At 70.0% G+C, this 18,858-nt stretch carries 13 protein-coding genes and 3 tRNA genes; 10 read left to right on the top strand and 6 right to left on the bottom strand.

Going from position 1 to position 18,858, the window contains the following annotated elements; translation table 11 throughout:
* The first annotated feature begins 98 nt into the window (after positions 1-98).
* The 5 genes from ABTY98_RS01310 (at position 99) to ABTY98_RS01290 (ending at position 7,067) form a co-directional block, all read left to right on the top strand.
* Positions 99-833: a sirohydrochlorin chelatase gene (locus tag ABTY98_RS01310; protein ID WP_352218779.1), complete on the top strand. Its 735-nt coding sequence runs from the start codon at positions 99-101 to the stop codon at positions 831-833.
* 168 nt (positions 834-1,001) lie between these two features.
* On the top strand, positions 1,002-2,282 hold the full coding sequence (locus ABTY98_RS01305) for a deoxyguanosinetriphosphate triphosphohydrolase (RefSeq protein WP_352218778.1): 1,281 nt from the start codon (positions 1,002-1,004) through the stop codon (positions 2,280-2,282).
* A 149-nt stretch (positions 2,283-2,431) separates the two neighbouring features.
* The gene (locus ABTY98_RS01300) at positions 2,432-3,697 is read left to right on the top strand and encodes an NAD(P)/FAD-dependent oxidoreductase (RefSeq protein ID WP_352218777.1); all 1,266 of its coding nucleotides are present in this window, start codon (positions 2,432-2,434) and stop codon (positions 3,695-3,697) included.
* 47 nt (positions 3,698-3,744) lie between these two features.
* Positions 3,745-5,652 (top strand): DNA primase, encoded by a 1,908-nt coding sequence (dnaG, locus tag ABTY98_RS01295; protein ID WP_352218776.1) that lies wholly within the window; start codon positions 3,745-3,747, stop codon positions 5,650-5,652.
* A gap of 104 nt (positions 5,653-5,756) precedes the next feature.
* Positions 5,757-7,067 carry an RNA polymerase sigma factor gene (locus ABTY98_RS01290; RefSeq protein ID WP_352218775.1) on the top strand — a complete coding sequence of 437 codons (1,311 nt, stop codon included), beginning with the start codon at positions 5,757-5,759 and terminating at the stop codon, positions 7,065-7,067.
* A gap of 31 nt (positions 7,068-7,098) precedes the next feature.
* On the opposite strand, the gene ABTY98_RS01285 is transcribed toward ABTY98_RS01290, so the two are convergent.
* The 4 genes from ABTY98_RS01285 to ABTY98_RS01270 all read right to left on the bottom strand — a co-directional run bounded on the left by ABTY98_RS01285 (position 7,099) and on the right by ABTY98_RS01270 (position 12,851).
* On the bottom strand, positions 7,099-9,027 hold the full coding sequence (locus ABTY98_RS01285; RefSeq protein ID WP_352218774.1) for an ABC transporter ATP-binding protein: 1,929 nt from the start codon (positions 9,025-9,027) through the stop codon (positions 7,099-7,101).
* Positions 9,027-10,760 carry an ABC transporter ATP-binding protein gene (locus tag ABTY98_RS01280; RefSeq protein WP_352218773.1) on the bottom strand — a complete coding sequence of 578 codons (1,734 nt, stop codon included), beginning with the start codon at positions 10,758-10,760 and terminating at the stop codon, positions 9,027-9,029. The genes ABTY98_RS01285 and ABTY98_RS01280 overlap by 1 nt, the downstream gene beginning before the upstream one ends.
* 152 nt (positions 10,761-10,912) lie before the next feature.
* Positions 10,913-12,367, bottom strand: coding sequence for an FGGY family carbohydrate kinase (locus ABTY98_RS01275; RefSeq protein WP_352218772.1), 1,455 nt, complete (start codon positions 12,365-12,367; stop codon positions 10,913-10,915).
* A 172-nt stretch (positions 12,368-12,539) separates the two neighbouring features.
* The gene (locus ABTY98_RS01270) at positions 12,540-12,851 is read right to left on the bottom strand and encodes a YtxH domain-containing protein (protein ID WP_352218771.1); all 312 of its coding nucleotides are present in this window, start codon (positions 12,849-12,851) and stop codon (positions 12,540-12,542) included.
* Between the two features lie 144 nt (positions 12,852-12,995).
* Between ABTY98_RS01270 and ABTY98_RS01265 the strand changes: the two genes are divergently transcribed.
* The 3 genes from ABTY98_RS01265 to ABTY98_RS01255 all read left to right on the top strand — a co-directional run bounded on the left by ABTY98_RS01265 (position 12,996) and on the right by ABTY98_RS01255 (position 13,409).
* A tRNA-Asn gene (locus ABTY98_RS01265) sits at positions 12,996-13,068 on the top strand.
* 5 nt (positions 13,069-13,073) lie between these two features.
* Positions 13,074-13,146 (top strand) — tRNA-Asn (locus ABTY98_RS01260).
* Between the two features lie 189 nt (positions 13,147-13,335).
* Positions 13,336-13,409, top strand: a tRNA-Ile gene (locus ABTY98_RS01255).
* Positions 13,410-14,006: 597 nt separating this feature from the next.
* On the opposite strand, the gene ABTY98_RS01250 is transcribed toward ABTY98_RS01255, so the two are convergent.
* Both ABTY98_RS01250 and ABTY98_RS01245 read right to left on the bottom strand, forming a co-directional pair.
* Positions 14,007-14,990, bottom strand: a complete 984-nt coding sequence (locus ABTY98_RS01250) for a CBS domain-containing protein (RefSeq protein WP_352218770.1) — start codon at positions 14,988-14,990, stop codon at positions 14,007-14,009.
* Positions 14,991-15,054: 64 nt separating this feature from the next.
* Positions 15,055-16,866: a GmrSD restriction endonuclease domain-containing protein gene (locus ABTY98_RS01245; RefSeq protein WP_352218769.1), complete on the bottom strand. Its 1,812-nt coding sequence runs from the start codon at positions 16,864-16,866 to the stop codon at positions 15,055-15,057.
* Between the two features lie 295 nt (positions 16,867-17,161).
* Between ABTY98_RS01245 and ABTY98_RS01240 the strand changes: the two genes are divergently transcribed.
* A complete protein-coding gene (locus ABTY98_RS01240) occupies positions 17,162-18,088 on the top strand; it encodes an SWIM zinc finger family protein (RefSeq protein WP_352218768.1) in 927 nt (308 codons plus the stop codon).
* On the top strand, positions 18,025-18,843 hold the full coding sequence (locus ABTY98_RS01235) for a hypothetical protein (RefSeq protein WP_352218767.1): 819 nt from the start codon (positions 18,025-18,027) through the stop codon (positions 18,841-18,843). The genes ABTY98_RS01240 and ABTY98_RS01235 overlap by 64 nt, the downstream gene beginning before the upstream one ends.
* Positions 18,844-18,858: the final 15 nt, after the last annotated feature.

The following is an 18,858-nucleotide window of genomic DNA, read 5'->3' as shown; positions in this document are numbered from 1 at the left end:
GTTCGCTCACAGCGGCCGGGTTCGTGCCGTGAAGCGTACGAAAACTCTCGTGACGGTCAGGCAACGGGGGTGCAATCCCGCCCGGCGAGGATCCCGGTATGACCGTGTCCGACCTTCCTCCGCGCCTCGTCCCGCCCACCCTGGTCCTGGTGGCCCACGGCAGCCGCGACCCGCGTGCGCTCGGCACCGTGCGGGCGCTCATGGACCGGGTGCGCGAGCGGCGCCCCGCCCTGCGCGTGCACCTCGGTCACATCGAGCTGAACGAGCCGCTGCTCCCGGACACTCTCGCGGCCCTCGGCGACACCCCGGCCGTCCTGGTCCCGCTGCTGCTGAGCCGGGGCTACCACGTCAAGCGGGACATCCCGGAGATGGCAGCGGCAGCCCAGGCACCGACGCGCGTCGCCGGCCCGCTGGGCCCGCACCCCCTCCTGGCCGACACCCTGCACGCCCGTCTGCTGGAGGCCGGCTGGCGCCACCGCCCGGCGAGCGCGGTCGTCCTGGCGGCGGCCGGCTCCCGCGACCCCGAGTCCAGGCTCGACACCCAGCGGACGGCTCGCCTCCTGTCGTCCCGCCTGGGCGTTCCGGTCCTCCCCGGCTACGCCTCCGCGGCCACACCGACGGTCGCGGACGCGGTGAACGCCCTCCGGGCACGGGGCTGCGACCACATAGCCGTAGCGTCCTGTTTCACGGCCCCCGGCCGCTTCGCCACGGAGTGCTCCCGTCAGGCTCCGTGGCTGGCTTCGGCCCCATTGGGAGCGCACGAGGCAATGACGAAGTTGATCCTGCACCGCTACGAGCAGGCGCTGGAAACGCCGGTGACGGCGGTGGCCTAGAAGGGCGCGCAAGCGCCCGTTGGGGCGCGGGGCTGTATCCGACATGCGGCTCCGCCGCGTGGGCGCGACCAGCCCCCACACATCCGTACTCGCGCACCGGCCCAACCCACCCCATGACTGGGCGACACGAACCCCCCGTTTGTCACTATCGCCCCGTAGTGTCGAACCATGGCAGTCCCCGCACCCGCCCCCTCCTCGGCCTACGATCCGGCGTCAGCCGACCGCTGGGCCCCCGAACCCGACAAACGCCCCGGCCGCACCGCCTTCCAGCGCGACCGTGCCCGTGTCCTGCACAGCGGGGCGCTCCGCAGGCTCGCCGGCAAGACCCAGGTCGTCACCCCCGGCAACCCCAGCCAGATGTGGGACGCCAGCCCCCGCACCCGCCTCACCCACTCCCTGGAATGCGCCCAGGTCGGCCGGGAGCTGGGCGCGGCCCTCGGCTGTGACCCCGACCTCGTCGAGGCCGCCTGTCTCTCCCACGACCTCGGCCACCCGCCCTTCGGCCACAACGGCGAACAGGCGCTGAACGCGTTCGCGGACGACTGCGGCGGTTTCGAGGGCAACGCCCAGTCCCTGCGGCTCCTCACCCGTATCGAACCCAAACGGTTCACCCCCGAGGGCTCCGTCGGCCTCAACCTCACCCGCGCCGCCCTGGACGCGGCCACCAAGTACCCGTGGCCGCGCGGCGCGCACCCCACCGACCCGGCGTCCCCGAAGTTCGGGGTGTACGAGGACGACCGTCCGGTGTTCGACTGGGTCCGCAAGGAGGCCCCCGGCACCCGTACCTGCTTCGAGGCGCAGGTCATGGACTGGTCCGACGACGTCGCCTACTCCGTGCACGACGTCGAGGACGGACTGCACGCCGGTCACATCGACCCCAACTGCCTGCAAGCCGAGCCGGAACGGCAGGAGGTCTACGCGGTCGCCGTCGGCAGATACGTGCCGGCCGGCACCGACCCCGCCGAACTCGCCGCCGCCCTCGACCGGCTCCAGGACGAGGAGTGGTGGCCGCACGGCTACGACGGCACCGCGGTCGCCCAAGCCCGTCTCAAGGACGCCACCAGCCAGCTCATCGGCCGCTTCTGCCTGGCCGCGGAGGCTGCCACGCGCGAGACGTACGGCACCGGACGGCTCACCCGCTACGGCGCCGAACTCGTCGTACCGCGCGAGGCCCGGATGGAGTGCGCGGTGCTGAAGGCGATCGCTCACCGTTATGTCATGCAGCGTGCCGAGCAGGAGCGGATCCGTGCCGAGCAGCGGGTCGTCGTCGCCGAGCTCGCCGAGGCGCTGACCCGCCGTGCCCCGGACGGTCTCGACCCGCAGTTCAAGGCGCTGTTCGACACGGCGGGCGACGACCACGCCCGCAAACGCGTGATCGTCGATCAGATCGCCTCGCTCACCGACGCCTCCGCACGGTCGTTGCATGCGAGGCTGACGGGGCATATGTGAACACTTTGTGACCCTCCGTGGCCTGATCGGGTCATGATCGGGCCACCGGGGGGCACTCCCTCTTCCCGCATCACGCTGCGTGCGGGAGGCTCACAGTGCTGGCGCATGTGGGCGGCATATGTGGCGGCACCCTTACGAGGAGGCATCAAGTGGTCGACGCGGACCAGACCTTCGTCATCGTCGGTGGCGGGCTCGCCGGCGCCAAGGCGGCCGAGACGCTCCGAGCGGAGGGTTTCAGCGGCCGGGTGATACTGATCTGCGACGAACGCGACCACCCGTACGAGCGGCCGCCGCTCTCCAAGGGCTATCTGCTCGGCAAGGAGGAGCGCGACAGCGTCTTCGTGCACGAGCCCGCCTGGTACGCGCGCAACGACATCGAACTGCACCTCGGCCAGACCGTGGACCGGATCGACCGCGCCGCCCGGACCGTCCGCTTCGGCGACGACGGCACGATCGTCCGCTACGACAAGCTGCTGCTCGTCACCGGCGCCGAGCCCCGCCGCCTCGACATCCCCGGCACCGACCTCGCCGGAGTCCACCATCTGCGCCGCCTCGCGCACGCCGAGCGCCTCAAGGGCGTCCTCGCCACCCTCGGCCGGGACAACGGGCACATCGTCATCGCGGGCGCCGGCTGGATCGGCCTGGAGGTCGCGGCGGCGGCGCGGACGTACGGCGCCGAGGTCACCGTCATCGAACCCGAGCCGACCCCGCTGCACGGCGTCCTCGGACCGGAACTCGGCAATGTCTTCGCCCAGCTGCACCGGGAGCACGGCGTCCGGTTCCGCTTCGGGGTACGGCTCACCGAGATCGTCGGCCAGGACGGCATGGTCCTCGCCGCCCGCACGGACGACGGCGAGGAGCACCCGGCGCACGACGTCCTCGCGGCGATCGGCGCGGCGCCGCGCGTCGGCCTCGCCGAGGCGGCGGGGCTGGAGATCGCCGACCGGGCGCAGGGCGGCGGCATCGTCGTGGACGAACGGCTGCGGACGTCCGACCCCGACATCTACGCGGCCGGTGACGTCGCCTCCTTCCCGCACGCCCTGTTCGGCACGCGGCTCCGGGTGGAGCACTGGGCCAACGCTCTGAACGGCGGCCCGGCGGCGGCCCGCTCGATGCTGGGCCGGGACGTGACCTACGACCGGGTGCCCTACTTCTTCTCCGACCAGTACGACCTCGGGATGGAGTACAGCGGGTGGGCACCGCCCGGGTCGTACGACGAGGTCGTCATCCGGGGGGACGCGGGGAAGCGGGAGTTCATCGCGTTCTGGGTGAAGGAGGGGAGGGTGCTGGCCGGGATGAACGTCAACGTGTGGGATGTCACAGAGCCGATCCAGAAACTGATCGCTTCGCGGGCGGCCGTGGACACGGACGCCCTGGCGGACCCGAAGGCGGCACTCGACAGTCTGCTGTCCTGACCTCGCCGGGCGCGGGGACTGTCACATCACCCCCGTAGGATTCATCCGTGGCAGGACGGATCAATGACGAGGACGTGAAGGCGGTACGGGACGCGGTCCCGATCGACGCCGTCGTGTCCGAGTACCTCCAGCTGCGCAACGCGGGCGGCGGGAACCTCAAGGGACTCTGCCCGTTCCACGACGAGAAGTCGCCGTCCTTCCAGGTCAGCCCGAGCAAGGGACTCTTCCACTGCTTCGGCTGCCAGGAGGGCGGCGACACCATCACCTTCGTGATGAAGGTGGACCACCTCTCCTTCTCGGAGGCGGTCGAGCGGCTGGCCGGGCTGGCCGGTATCACCCTGCGTTACGAGGAGGGCGGATACAACCCCTCCCACCAGCGCGGCGAGCGGATCCGGCTGGTCGAGGCGCACAAGATCGCCGCCGTCTGGTACGCGGAACAGCTCGCCACCAGCCCCGAGGCCGAGACCGGCCGGGTCTTCCTCGCCGAGCGCGGCTTCGACCAGGCCGCCGCCGTCCACTTCGGCGTCGGCTACAGCCCCCAGGGCTGGGACCACCTCACCCGCTATCTGCGCGGTCAGGGCTTCACCGACAAGGAACTGCTGCTCTCCGGGCTGTCGCAGGAGGGGCGGCGCGGCCCCATCGACCGCTTCCGCGGCCGCCTCATGTGGCCCATCCGGGACATCGGCGGCGAGGTCGTCGGCTTCGGCGCCCGCAAGCTGTACGAGGCGGACAACGGGCCCAAGTACCTCAACACGCCCGACACCGCGATCTACCGGAAGTCCCAGGTCCTGTACGGCATCGACCTCGCCAAGCAGAGCATCGCCAAGGTCAGCCGCGCGGTCGTGGTCGAGGGCTACACGGACGTCATGGCCTGCCATCTGGCCGGGGTGACGACCGCGATCGCCACCTGCGGTACGGCCTTCGGCGGCGAGCACATCAAGATCCTCCGCCGGCTGCTGATGGACAACGGCAGCGCCCGGGTGATCTTCACCTTCGACGGGGACGCGGCCGGTCAGAAGGCCGCCCTGCGCGCCTTCGAGGACGACCAGAAGTTCGCCGCCGAGACGTACATCGCCATCGCCCCGGACGGCATGGACCCCTGCGAGCTGCGCCTGGCCAAGGGTGACGAGGCGGTCGTCGACCTGACCGAACCGCGCACCCCGCTCTTCGAGTTCGCGCTCCGCCAGATCGTGGCCCGCTACGACCTGGACACCCCGGCGGGCCGCGCGGCCGCCCTGGACGAGGCCGCGCCGATCGTCGCCCGGATCAAGAACAGCGGCGCCCAGCACGAGGTCGCCGTCGAGCTGGCCGGCATGCTCGGCATCCTCGACACCCAGTTCGTGGTGAAGAGGGTGGCCCAGCTGGCCCGTTGGGCACGGGACAAGGGCGGCAGGGGATCCGCTCCGGCCCGTGGCCCGCAGCAGCCGTCGTACGACACCGGCGCCTCGCGCCCGGCCGTCTCAGGACCCGCCCTCAATCTGCGCAACGCCGTCTACGCCACCGAGCGCGAGCTGCTGAAACTCGCTCTCCAGCGGCCCGAGTTGGTCTCCCCGGCCTTCGACGCGTACGGCATCGACGAGTTCACCGCCCCGCCCTACGCCGCCGTGCGCCAGACCATCATGGAGGCGGGCGGCTGCGAGTGGGGCGTCCAGGATCCGCAGGAGTACCTGGTCAGGGTGCGTGAGGCGGCGCCCGACGACGCGGTCCGCGCGATGGTCACCGAGCTCGCCGTCGAGGCGATCATGCGCCGCACCGTCGACGAGAACTACGCGGGCGAGCAACTCGTGACCGTCCGCCGCCGGGCCGTGGACCGCCGGATCCACGAGATCCAGATCACCCTCACCCGCCTCGGCAGCAATGGCGACCCGGCCCAACTCGCCGCCGTGCAGAACGAGTTGTGGGTGCTCCAGCAGTACGGTCAGGCGCTGCGCGAGCGCGGCGTCGCCGCCCTGTGAGCTTCGAGCGGCCGACAGGATAACCACGCGGTCACGGACCGGACGCAAAAAGTCACCGCACGCCCCTCGTGGCGGCGATGTGTCTTACCCCACACTGGGGTGCGGTGCCTGAGTCCTCGGAGCGCGGCCGGCCCGTCCCGGACGGGTCCCACACCCCCGCCGTTCCACTCATCGCGTACGGGACGGACAGCGGCGAGGCCGTCGTCTCCGCTCCCGAAGTACCGCTGCCGTACCCCCTGGCAGCGATCATCCTGGAGGTCGCCCCCGTGCAGACCCAGACCCTGACCCAGACCGACAGCACGCTCACGGACGAGCCGGAAGCCGACGCCGACGTCCATGCCGGCGTACCGCCGCAGAGCCGGGTCGCGCTCCACCCCGAGACGGAGGCGGAGCAGCCGGCGGAGTCCGAGGGCCCGGCCGTGGAGGAACTCGCGGCCGACGCCCCGGAGACCGAGCCGGAGCCGGAGCCCGAGCCGGCCACCGTCGCCCGTGCCGACACCGGCAGTCCCTCCTCCGACCTGTTCCGGCAGTACCTGCGCGAGATCGGCCGTATCCCGCTGCTCACCGCCGCCGAGGAGGTCGAACTCGCCCGTCGCGTCGAGGCCGGTCTGTTCGCCGAGGAGAAGCTGGGCAGCGCCCCGGACCTCGACAGCGAGCTGGCCCTCGACCTCGACCGGCTGGTCGTCATGGGCCGCATGGCCAAGCGCCGCCTCATCGAGGCCAACCTGCGGCTCGTCGTGTCGGTGGCCAAGCGGTACGTCGGCCGCGGCCTGACCATGCTCGACCTGGTCCAGGAGGGAAACCTGGGCCTGATCCGCGCCGTCGAGAAGTTCGACTACGCCCGCGGCTACAAGTTCTCGACGTACGCGACCTGGTGGATCCGCCAGGCCATGTCCCGCGCCCTGGCCGACCAGGCCCGCACCATCCGCGTCCCGGTGCATGTCGTGGAGCTCATCAACCGGGTGGTGCGCGTCCAGCGCCGGATGCTCCAGGAGCGGGGCTACGAGCCGACGCCCGAGGAGGTCGCCGCCCACCTCGACCTCGCGCCGGAGCGGGTCGGCGAGGTGCTCCGCCTCGCCCAGGAACCGGTCTCCCTCCACGCCCCGGTCGGTGAGGAGGACGACGTGGCCCTCGGCGACCTCATCGAGGACGGCGACGCGGCCAGCCCCGTGGAGTCGGCCGCGTTCCTGCTCCTGCGGGAGCACCTGGAGGCGGTGCTGTCGACGCTGGGGGAGCGGGAGCGGAAGGTCGTACAACTGCGGTACGGGCTCGCCGACGGGCGTCCGCGCACGCTGGAGGAGATAGGCCGGATCTTCGGCGTCACGCGGGAACGGATCCGCCAGATCGAGTCCAAGACCCTGAACAAACTGCGGGACCACGCCTTCGCCGACCAACTGCGGGGCTACCTGGACTGAAAGGGGGCCGCCCGCCGGCGGCCCCCTCCCGTCAGTCCACCTCGGCCACCGCCTGCGCGAACTGCGCCTTGTACAGCCGCGCGTACGCCCCGTCCGCCGCCAGCAGCTCGGTGTGCGCGCCCTGCTCGACGATCGAGCCGTTCTCCATCACCAGGATGGTGTCGGCGTCACGGATCGTCGACAGCCGGTGGGCGATGACGAACGACGTGCGCCCGTGGGCCAGCTTGGCCATCGCCTTCTGGATCAGGACCTCGGTGCGGGTGTCGACCGAGGACGTCGCCTCGTCGAGGACCAGGATCGTCGGGTCGGACAGGAACGCCCGCGCGATGGTGATGAGCTGCTTCTCACCCGCGCTGACACCCGTGCCCTCGTCGTCGATCACCGTGTCGTAACCCTCGGGGAGGGTACGGACGAACCGGTCGGCGTGGGCCGCCCGCGCCGCCTCCTCGATCTCGCCCCGGGTGACCTCGCGCGAGGCGCCGTACGCGATGTTCTCCGCGATGGTGCCGCCGAACAGCCAGGTGTCCTGGAGCACCATGCCGATCCCTGCCCGCAGTTCGTCACGGGACATCCGGGTGATGTCGACGCCGTCGAGGGTGATCCGGCCGCCTGAGACGTCGTAGAACCGCATCAGCAGGTTCACCAGGGTGGTCTTGCCGGCGCCGGTCGGGCCGACGATCGCCACCGTGTGGCCCGGTTCCACCGTCAGCGAGAGGTCCTCGATGAGCGGCTTCTCCGGGTCGTACCGGAACGAGACGTGCTCCAGCGCCACCCGACCGCGCAGCTCCGCCGGACGCTCGCCCGGCACCGGGTCGGCCTCCTGCTCCTCCGCGTCGAGGAGTTCGAAGATCCGCTCGGCCGACGCGACACCCGACTGCACCAGGTTGGCCATCGAGGCGACCTGGGTCAGCGGCATCGAGAACTGCCGGGAGTACTGGATGAACGCCTGCACGTCACCGATCGACAGCGCACCCGAGGCCACCCGCAGCCCGCCGACGACCGCCACCAGCACATAGTTCAGGTTCGACACGAACATCATCAGCGGCTGCATCACACCGCTGTTGAACTGCGCCCGGAACCCGGCCTCGTACAGCGCGTCGTTCTGCTCGGCGAACTGCTGCGCCGACTCGTCCTGCCGGCCGAAGACCTTCACCAGGGTGTGCCCGGTGTACATCTCCTCGACGTGGGCGTTCAGCTTGCCGGTGGTGCGCCACTGCTGCACGAAGTGCGGCTGCGAGCGCTTGCCGATCCGGGTGGCGACGACGAACGACAGCGGCACGGTCGCCAGGGCCACCAGCGCCAGCAGCCAGGACACCCAGAACATCACCGCGAGCACACCGATGATGGTGAGCAGCGAGTTGATGAGCTGGCCCATCGACTGCTGGAGCGTCTGGCCGATGTTGTCGATGTCGTTGGTCGCCCGGGAGAGCACCTCGCCGCGCTGCCGCTTGTCGAAGTACGACAGCGGGAGCCGGGACAGCTTCCCCTGGACGTCCTCGCGCAGCCGGTACATCGTGCGGTTGACGGACCGGTTGACCAGCCGGGTGGCCACCGCCATCAGCAGGCCGGCGGCGACGTAGGTGCAGAGCGCGAACAGCAGGACGTCGCCGACCTGGCCGAAGTCGATGCCCTTGCCCGGGGTGAAGTCGGTGCTCCTGAGCATGTCGGCGACGGTGTCCTGGCCCCGCTCGTGCATGGACTGGAGCACCTGGTCCTTGGTGGCCCCGGCCGGCATCTGCTTGCCGATGACACCGGCGAAGACCAGGTCGGTGGCGCGGCCGAGGATCTTGGGGCCGATCACGTTGAGGGTGACGCTCGCGACGACGCAGAACAGCAGCACATAGAGGGTGAACTGTTCGGGTTTGAACCGGGCGAGAAGCCGTTTGCCCGAGTTCTTGAAGTCCATCGAGCGCTGGTCGGGGCCGCCCCCGGCCATCATGCGTCCCATGGGCCCGGCCATCAGGCGGCCTCCGCTTCCGTCAGCTGGGAGAGCACGATCTCCCGGTAGGTCTCATTGCCGGCCATGAGTTCGTGATGCCGGCCGGTGCCGACGACCCGTCCCTCGTCGAGGACGACGATCCGGTCGGCCTCCCTGATGGTCGCCACCCGCTGGGCGACGATGACGACGGTCGCCTCGGCCGTCTCCTGGGCGAGCGCGGCGCGCAGGGCCGCGTCGGTCGCGTAGTCGAGGGCCGAGAAGGAGTCGTCGAAGAGGTAGATCTCCGGGCGCTGCACGAGCGTGCGGGCGATGGCGAGACGCTGGCGCTGGCCGCCCGAGACGTTGGTACCGCCCTGGGCGATGGGCGCGTTGAGCCCGCCCTCCAGCTTCTCCACGAAGCCCTTGGCCTGCGCCACCTCCAGCGCGTGCCACAACTCCTCGTCGGTGGCGTCCGGGTTGCCGTACCGCAGGTTGGTCGCGACCGTCCCCGCGAACAGGTACGGCTTCTGCGGCACCAGGCCCACCGTCTTGGCGAGCAGCTTCGGGTCGAGCCCGGAGACCTCCTCGCCGTCCACGAGGACCTGACCGTCCGTGGCGTCGAAGAGGCGTGGCACCAGGCCGAGCAGGGTGGACTTGCCGCTGCCGGTGGAGCCGATCACGGCGGTCACCTCGCCGGGCCGGGCCACCAGGTCGACGGCCTTGAGCACCGGCTCCTCGGCACCCGGATAGCGGAAGCCCGCGCCCCGGATCTCCAGATGCCCGTGCCGGCGCAGCTCGACGACCGGCGCGCTCGGCGGCACGACGCTGGACTCGGTGTCCAGGACCTCCTCGATGCGCTCGGCGCAGACCTCCGCGCGCGGCACCATCATGAACATGAAGGTGGCCATCATCACGGACATCACGATCTGCATCAGATAGGCGAGGAACGCGGTCAGATCGCCGATCGCCATGTCACCGCTGTCGATGCGGTGGGCGCCGAACCACACCACCGCGATCGACGAGACGTTCACCGTCGTCATGACGATGGGGAACATCAGCGCGAGCATGTTGCCGGTGGCCAGCTGCATCTCGGTCAGATCGCGGTTGGATCTGCCGAACCGGCCCTGCTCGTACTCGTCGCGGACGAACGCGCGGATCACCCGGTTGCCGGTGATCTGCTCGCGCAGCACCCGGTTCACGGTGTCCAGCCGCACCTGCATGGCCCGGAACAGCGGACGCAGCCGGCGCACGATCAGAGCCACGGAGACGGCCAGCACCGGGACGACGGCGACCAGCACCCCGGACAGCGGAACGTCCAGGCCGAGGGCGAGCACGATGCCCCCGACACACATGATGGGCGCCGACACCATCAGCGTGAACGTCATCAGGACCAGCATCTGGACCTGCTGTACGTCGTTGGTCGTACGGGTGATGAGGGAGGGCGCTCCGAAATGACCCACCTCACGTGAGGAGAAGGACTGCACCCGGTCGAAGACGGCGGCCCGCACATCCCGGCCGAGTGCCGACGCGGTCCTGGCGCCGTAGTAGACGGCACCGATGTTGCACACCACCTGGGCCAGGGAGATGCCGATCATCAGGGCGCCGAAGGACAGGATGTAATCCGTGTCACCCTTCACGACGCCGTTGTCGATGATGTGTGCGTTGAGCGTGGGCAGATAGAGAGTGGCGCAGGTCTGCAGCAGCTGCAGCAGCACCAGGATCGAGATGGGTTTCCTGTAGGGCCTGAGATAGGTCCGCAGAAGTCGTATGAGCACGCTACGTCTCTCGGAGTCGGCGGTGGGGGCGGGTTCGCTTGCCCGATCGGGCGGTGTCGCTTGCCCTAGGCCCCTATCGTCCGACACTCCGCCCGCGTTACCTCAACCGATTAACCCGACAGCGGAAGTCTTACGGCACCGGGGGTGCACGATTACGCCCTAAACGCCCCCGGATGGGTCTGTTCGCGCACCGACATGAACTGCTGCCGCACCGCCTGCCCGACGGCCAGTTCCTCCCCGGGCTCCAGCACCTGCGCCGCCGCACCCTGCCAGACGGGCGGGGTGCGCGGATCCACGGTCCCCTGCGAGACCCCGAGCGCCCAGGCCGCCTGCCGGGCCGCGCCGATCGCCGCGTAGTCCGCCGGCTGCGGTACGACGACCTGCGCGCCGAACAGCATCGGCGCCGCCGCCTGTACGGCCGGCAGCTCGGCGGCCTGCCCCAGCAGGAAGATCCGCCGTACCTCCACGCCCCGGCCGCGCAGCACGTCCAGCGCGTCGGCGAGCCCGCACAGCATGCCCTCGAAGGCGGCCCGCGCGAGATGCTCGGCCTTCATGGACTCCCGGCGCAGCCCGGCCAGCGTCCCGGCGGTGTGCGGCAGGTTCGGCGTCCGCTCACCCTCCAGATAGGGCAGCATGACCAGCCCGTGCGAGCCGGGCGTCGACTTCATCGCCAGGTCGGAGAGGCTCTCCAGATCCGAAAGCCCGAGCAGTTCGGCGGTCCCGCGCAGGGTCCGTACGGCGTTCAGGGTGGTCACGACCGGCAGATGCATCCCCGTGGCGTCGGCGAGCGAGGTGATCATCCCGGAGGTGTCGGCGAGCGCCTCCGGATGCACGGCCATCACGGACCCGGACGCGCCCAGGGACACCACGGCGTCGCCGAAGCCCAGCCCCAGCCCGAAGGCGGCGGCCATGGTCTCGCCGGTCCCCGCGGAGATCAGCAGCCCCTCCGGGGTCGTACCGGCCGCGTCGGACGGTCCGATCACCTCGGGGAGCATGACCTGGTGGCCCAGGGCGAGTTCGACGAGGTCGGGCCGGTAGCCGCCGGTGGCGGCCGACCAGTAGCCGGTCCCGGAGGCGCCCCCACGATCGGTGGTCCTTCTGGCCGGCCGCCCGAGCAACTGCCACACCAGCCAGTCATGGGCCTGCAGCAGTACGGCGGTCCGCCGGGCGTTCTCCGGCTCGGCCTTCGCCAGCCAGCGCAGCTTGGTCACGGGCTGCGCGGCCTGCGGCACGGACCCCACCGCCTGCGCCCAGGCCTCTCGCCCGCCGAGCGCGTCGATCAGATCGGCCGCCGCGACCTGGGCGCGCCTGTCGCCGCCGACGATCGCCGGACGCACGGTGTTGCCCTGGGCGTCCAGCGGGATCAGCGCGTTCTGCTGCGCGGAGACGCCGATGGCCTGCACGCCCTCCAGGAGCCCGCCGCCGGCGGCCTCACCGAGCGAGAGCAGCCAGGCCTGCGGGTCGACGTCGCTGGGGCGCGCCGCGCCGTCCGGCGTGTCGACCGGGTGCGGTGCGTACCCCTGGCGGAGCACCGCACCCGTGTCCGTGTCGCAGACCACGATGCGAGTGAAATCCGGTGAGCTGTCCAACCCGGCGACTATCCCCATGCCCGAAATTCTGCCGCACGCGCCGCTGTGGTTTGGCCGAGGGCGCGGTTGGGGTTCGCGTGGTCTTGTGGCGCGGGGGCGTCGGGGCTGGTCGCGTCATGCGGCGGAGGCCGCAATTCGCTACAGCCCCGCGCCCCCGGGGTTCGCGGGCGGCCACGTCGAAACGCGAGCGCTACGTGTCGCTGCTGCCCCTGCCCCAGTCGTCCGCCGCTGCGCCGTTGGTGTTGCGCTCGCGCAGGGAGCGGACCCGGGCGGTCACCGAGTCGGGCATGCGGTCGCCCACCTTCTCGCTGACCGTGTGGAAGGCCTTGCCCGCGTAGACACGGCCCTGCTGGGCGGCCGTCTCCGCGGTGTTGCGGACCGCCGGGTTCTGGGCGACCTGGCGGGCGGACTTCTTCAGCTGCTCGTATCGCTCGCGTCCGGCCCTGGTACCCAGCACGTAACCCAGAGCGAGCCCGGCGACGAACGTGAGCTTGTAGCGCATGGCGGCCACCCTTCCCTCGGCGGGAGTCTTGTCGGGGAGTACCGATTGGCGGAGCACCCCCCTGCTTGCGCTAATGTATGTGTCGCAGCGAGCGGGCGCCCCCTGGCGAATACCCAGGTAGGTACGTTCGATGCAACGAGGCATTCCTCCGTAGCTCAATTGGCAGAGCAGCCGGCTGTTAACCGGCAGGTTACTGGTTCGAGTCCAGTCGGGGGAGCTCGGTCCTCCGTAGCTCAATTGGCAGAGCAGCCGGCTGTTAACCGGCAGGTTACTGGTTCGAGTCCAGTCGGGGGAGCATGCTGAACGAGGACCCCTGACGGGGTCCTTTTTCATGTCCGTTCCGGGTCCGCGGGAACCGCTGGGCCTGCGCCGATGTCCTCATGGTCATGAACGTCCGCAGAAGCCGACCATCCGAAGCAGGAGATCGTATGAGCGGCTATGCTGCGGCAGACGGCGCGCACACTTGTACGCGACACGCCGCTATGGGGCGGTAGCTCAGCCGGTTAGAGCAGCGGACTCATAATCCGTCGGCCGTGGGTTCGAGTCCCACCCGCCCCACCTGTGCAGGCTTCTGACCTGCGGAAACGTTCATTTTGGGCCGTTGGATCGTCAACTTTGCTTGAACGGATTGGATCCGCTGCTCGTGGGTTTGGAGTCGGGCGGTGGTCGGGGGAGCTGTAACCCATCTGACCTGCGGTGGAGCAGGTGATCGAGGTTGTCGCTCGCGGTCCTGGCGGCTGCCCTGAGGGCCGATGCCAGGACCCAGGGGCCACGCAGGGGCCGGGACGGCGTGACTGTGTCCAGACCGAGGGCGTCTACGGGGCGATTCGTTGTCTCAATTGCTGGCTACGCGGCATGGACTGCTGTCCCCAGCGCGGCAGTCGAGTACCTCGTCGAAACTGTGCGCCGGCGGCTTTCGGCTGCCACCATCCAGGCCACAGCAGTGGCCAGCCGCCCCACAGCGTCGGCGACGGGCGCGGGCCATCGCTCTCGCCTTGAGTCCTGCGACTGTCACTGTTCGGCTGACTGCAAAGCCCCAGGCGGCCGGCTCGAATGCGGCCTGGAGGCATGGCCGCCAGTCGTGCCCTCGCGAACCGGTCCCGTCCTTGACCGTGCAGCGTCACCTTGCGTGGATCAGCGTCATCCGGTGGACCGTCAGCCGATCTGCTTGAGCAGCCCCAAGAACTCCCGCAAGTCGGACAGCAACCTGGGACCGAGCGGTTCGTTGTCGAAGTGCGCGATCTTGTTACGGATCATCCGGACCCGGTCCAGGTCGTGCACGAACTGGGTACGGTCCACCCCGACCCAGCCGAGAGCCTGCCAGTTGGCATCCGCTCGCGCACGTAGCGCCGGGCTGTCCGGGTCCTCCTTCAGGAGGGTGACGTACTGCCCGAACATCAGGTCCGCGATGTCGCCCGACTGCGTCTCCGGCCGTCTGCCGTTCTGGACCTGGCGGATGACGTCCGGGTCGAGCCGGCTGCCCAGGCACTTGCGCAGCCGGAACTCGATCTCACCGACGAGGAAGAACGGAAGAGCGGTGTCCTCGAACCGTGCGGTGATGTCGGCCGCGGTCACGATGCCGGTGAAACGGCCGCTGTTGCTCCGTACCAGGAGGTAGCCGTGTTCGGTCACCGCGGGCAGGTGGGTGAAGAGTTCCTGGTGCACTTCGGCGACGGGCAGGGAGTCCTTCACCAGGGCGTTGGCCAGGGTCGGAGTCATGCCCGTCTCGTATCGTGCCGCCACCGAGCTCCAGGTGACGACGCCACATAGGTCGGACATGCCGTCGATGACCGGGAGCTGGGAGTAGCCCTTGGTCCGCATGATGTGGGTGGCCTGGGTGAGCGAGGCGCTGGAGGGCACGGACGCGAGCCCGTCGCGGGCGGACGGGATGTCGCCGATCTTGAAGGAGTGCTGGGGGAGGGTACCCGGGAGCAGGTCCTCCTCGTCGGTGCCGTCGGCCGCTGCCGGGGTCTCGACCGTCTCCTCGGCGACGACGAGCAGAGCCGCCTTCAGACCGCAGAGGGTGAAGGACGGCACGGTGGCCAGGCCCGCGTCTTTCAGTGCCGCCGCGATCACGGGAACGGTCTGGTAGTCGCGACGCCGCACCCCGAACACGGCGAGCAGGTCGGGCAGCAGCACCGTGGTGCCCTTCAGCGCGAGCAGCCGGTCCGGGGACGGCGGCTGGGGTTGGCCATGGTCGTGGTCACCGGTCGCTTTCGTCGCGGGAGACGGTGCGCTTGCCCATGGACGTGTGCACCAGATCCAGCAGCTGGCGGGAACGGTCGGCGTAGAAGGCCTCGAAGTCGTCGTCGCGCAACGTCGACGGATCGACGAGGTGAGTGGCGATGACGTCGTCGAACCACTCCGGACGGATGCCCGACTCGGCTGCCAGTGACCTGATGTACGACGCGGGCGATCCGGCCATGGAGCGGCTGGCGCTGTAGGACAAAGGGGTCTTGTTGACGATCGAGTTGGCCCGGGGATCGCCCGGGCGCTGCCGGGTGAACCAGCCCTTGGTGAAGATCTGCCGGATGTCCACGTAGTGCTCCAGGAGTAGGCCCGGGTTCAGCGGCTCCTTGTGGTAATACCAGTCCACCGCGCCCTGGTTGACCAGCAGCGCGTAGACGCCCTTGTAGGCGGCGCTGTTGCGGGTGGTGAGGGTGTCCAGTCGGTCGGTCACGAAGACCGCCTCGGCGACGGTGTCGGGGACCGCTGCGGAGTTCGGCCCCTCTCCTGCCCAGACGATGAGTTGTTCGACGTCGCGGGTGAACCGGCTCTCCGTCGACCCGCCGTACATCTCGCCGAGCACACCGCACCAGTACCAGCGGGTGATCAGTTCGTGGTGCTCGGGCGAGTCGGTCTTGTCCCCGAGGATGCTTCGCACGGCTGCCAGCGGCACCAGCTGGGTGCGATACGGCAGGTCGGCGGACTTCACAATGCACTGCTGGAGCAGGAACTCGCCCACCCAGGCGAACGCCTCGGCCACGCGGGGCGCGAGCCGGATGAAATCGGTCAGCGGCAGGTCGAGGAGGTCCCGGCGCTTGCAGGAGACGGCGGCCCCCCGGCCGTCCTGCTTGCGCTCCCAGGTGAACACCAACGCGATCGCCTGCAGGAAATCGCTGCTGCTCAGCCCGTCCTCGATGCCGTTGTCCAGCCGCCCGAACACCGGGTAGGAGGTGGCCAGGTTCTTCTTGATGTCCTGCCACGCGTCAGGTAGCCGGTAGTAGTCCCCGTGGTCTTGTTCGTACTCGCGATCGCCGGCGTACGTGGCGGTCAGCAGTTCGAAGACGTTCAACGGGACGCCGCCGGTGTTCACGCGCTCGAACACGGAGCACACGGCGTCCTTGGTGGTGGACGCGGAGAGTTTGATCATCGGGATCTGGAACGCCTGTACGTTGTTCAGCACATGCTGCTCGAACTGCGACCAGAGGTCCCAGTTGGCGTCGTCCACCTGGACGAAGGCCCGCTGCCAGGCGTTCACCTGAGCCACGTCGAAGACCAGGTGCAACGGGAAGTGGGCGGCTCGACCCTCCAACTCGGTGCTGCTCAGATCGAGTTCCACCTTGCGGGCGAAATCCGACCGCAGCACCTTGTCTTCCGGAACGGACACGATCGCGGTGTCACGGTCGGCGGCGGCGCCGATCGCCTTGGCGATGTCGACGTAGTACCAGCGTCTGAGTTCCCTGTTCCGCGCGTCCACCGTTTTGACCGGACGGTTCAGGCGCAGGGCCTGGAAGAGGGAGGTGAGCCGTTGCTGGCCGTCGAGCAGGAGCAGATCTGGAGTGGCCGCCTGCGCGCCCTCGGCGCCGGTGAGGGTGCGCGCCCGGAACGGTGACTGACCGCCGGTTTCCAGCGTCATCACCACGCCGAGTGGATAGTCGAGGGTCACCGTCGCGATCAGTTCCCGGATCCTCTGGTCGTCCCATTTCCAGTCGCGCTGGAAGTCCGGAAGCTGCAGGGTTCCGGACGCGACGTCGTCAAGCACCTTCTGCAACTTGGGGCTGTCGAGAGCCACGGTGTATCTCCCCCACGTGGCATGTGATGTGTGTAACAGAGCATTGCATCGAGCGGGGCGCGGCCAAGTCAAGCCGGAGTGCCGGAAGTTCGGTGATATGAGCGGGGGCTGGGAAACAGGGTCGAGCGGGACGGGGGAGTCTGTCCGCCAGTGCGAAGGCTCCTCGGTGTTCGACCGTTGGGGACATGTCCTTGTGTGCGTCGGCACCGGGCTCGCGGCACTGCCCTCGGCGGAGGCTCTGGACGGAGATGACACATCGTGCCCGCCGCCCCCGGGCGAGCGGTTGAATACTGGTGTGGCACGGAAAGTCGTGGGATTCGGCGAGGACGACCTACGGGCACTGGCGGGGGCTCGGTCCTTCGAGCGAGGGCTGGGGTATCTGGACGCGGTGAGCGGTGTGGAGGTGGGGGACGGCTCGGTCGCCGCGGCCGTGCACGGGACGGATGCTTACGACGTGGAGCTCACCCTGGGCGGGGGTGCCAGCGTCTCCGGGTGGTGCGACTGCCCGTACGGGCAGGAGGGGAACTTCTGCAAGCACTGCGTGGCGGTGGGGCTGACCGTGCTGGGACAGGCGGAGTCGATCCCGCGACAGCGGGCCGCTGCCCGGGCACGGGCCTCAGGCCTGGGGACGTGGCTCACAGCCCTGTCCCGTGACGAACTGCTCACACTGGTACGGGAACAGATCGGCGAAGACCGAGAGCTGCGTCGGCGTCTGGAGCTGCAGGCCGCTGCTGCGCGCTCCGACACGGGCGCGGTCCGGGACCGGATCCTGGCGCTGATCGATCCGCGGCCCTTCGCCCGGTACGGGTACGTCGAGTACGCGGACGCTCCCGGGTACGCCCGGCAGGTCGCGGAGGCGGCGGACGCGCTGCGCGCCCTGGCTTCCGGAGGTCTGGGGGGCCAGGCGGTCGGCCTGGCCGAGGAGGCGATCCGGGCGCTGGGGGAGGCGTACGGGGAGATCGACGACTCCGACGGCGTGGTCGGGCAGGCGGTCGCCGCGGTGGCGAGGCCCATCTGGAGGCGTGCGATGTCGGGCGACCGGATCCGGAGCGGCTGGCCGAGTGGCTGGTCGGGCACGTGCTCGGCGACGGGAACGACGCGACGGACCTCGATCCGCTCGATTACGCCGACATCCTGGGGCCTACCGGACTGGCCCGTATGCGACAGTTGGCGGCCGAGGCACGGCGGCGCAGCCCGCGCGGCTGGGCGGAGCGGTATCTGATGGAGCGTCTGGTCAAGGCGGAGGGCGACGCGGACGCGCTGGTCGCCCTGTACGCGAAGGACTTGGTCCCGTCCGGTGCCACGCATCTGCGCATCGCCGAGGAGCTTGATGCGGCGGGCCGCGCGGACGAGGCGCTGGCGTGGGCCGAGCGCGGGCTGCGGGACACCGCCACCGAGGCCCATGTCGACGGCCGCCTGGTCGACTACGTATGCGACCGCTATACGCGGGCGGGTCGTGCGGCCGAGACGGTCGCGGTCCGCCGGGACCGGTTTCGGGCAGAGCGGTCCCTCGCCACTTACCAGCAGTTGCGTGCCGCGGCCTGGGCTGCGGACTGTTGGGGGGCCGAGCGGAAGACTGCACTCGCGGCCCTGCGGGATGACGTCGGCCGGGAGCATGGCGGTTCGTACGGCGTGCCCACACTGATCGACGCGCTGCTCGACGACGGTGACATGGACGCCGCCTGGCGGGAGGCGGCCGGCCGCGCTGACGACCGGCAGTGGCAGCGGCTCGCCGACCTCTCGCGCGAGGTGCGCCCGGCCGAGGCGCTCGCGGTGTACCTGCGGCTGGTCGAGCCGCTCAAGGAGCCGACCGGGGATGGCGTCTACGAGCGCATGGCGCAGTTGCTGCTGGGCGCCCGCGACTGTCACCGGGCGTTGGGCACCGAGGACGAGTTCACTGCGTATGTCGTCGCCCTGCGGGCGGAACTGAGGCGCCGGCGCAAGTTGATGACGATCCTCGACCGGCACGGGCTGTGAGTTGTCGGGAACCAC

The sequence above is a fragment of the Streptomyces sp. NPDC096040 genome, assembly GCF_040303265.1.
In the GTDB taxonomy this organism is placed as follows: domain Bacteria; phylum Actinomycetota; class Actinomycetes; order Streptomycetales; family Streptomycetaceae; genus Streptomyces.
The sequence above is the reverse complement of the archived record's forward strand: the minus strand, read 5'-3'. Positions and strand labels throughout refer to the sequence as shown.

What these genes read in the sequence shown, in the direction of transcription:
- ABTY98_RS01310 (WP_352218779.1), top strand. Translation starts at nt 99, where the DNA reads ATGACCGTGTCCGACCTTCCTCCGCGCCTCGTCCCGCCCACCCTGGTC.
- ABTY98_RS01305 (WP_352218778.1), top strand. Translation starts at nt 1,002, where the DNA reads ATGGCAGTCCCCGCACCCGCCCCCTCCTCGGCCTACGATCCGGCGTCA.
- ABTY98_RS01285 (WP_352218774.1), bottom strand. Translation starts at nt 9,027, where the DNA reads ATGGCCGGGCCCATGGGACGCATGATGGCCGGGGGCGGCCCCGACCAG.
- ABTY98_RS01275 (WP_352218772.1), bottom strand. Translation starts at nt 12,367, where the DNA reads ATGGGGATAGTCGCCGGGTTGGACAGCTCACCGGATTTCACTCGCATC.
- ABTY98_RS01270 (WP_352218771.1), bottom strand. Translation starts at nt 12,851, where the DNA reads ATGCGCTACAAGCTCACGTTCGTCGCCGGGCTCGCTCTGGGTTACGTG.
- ABTY98_RS01235 (WP_352218767.1), top strand. Translation starts at nt 18,025, where the DNA reads ATGCGACAGTTGGCGGCCGAGGCACGGCGGCGCAGCCCGCGCGGCTGG.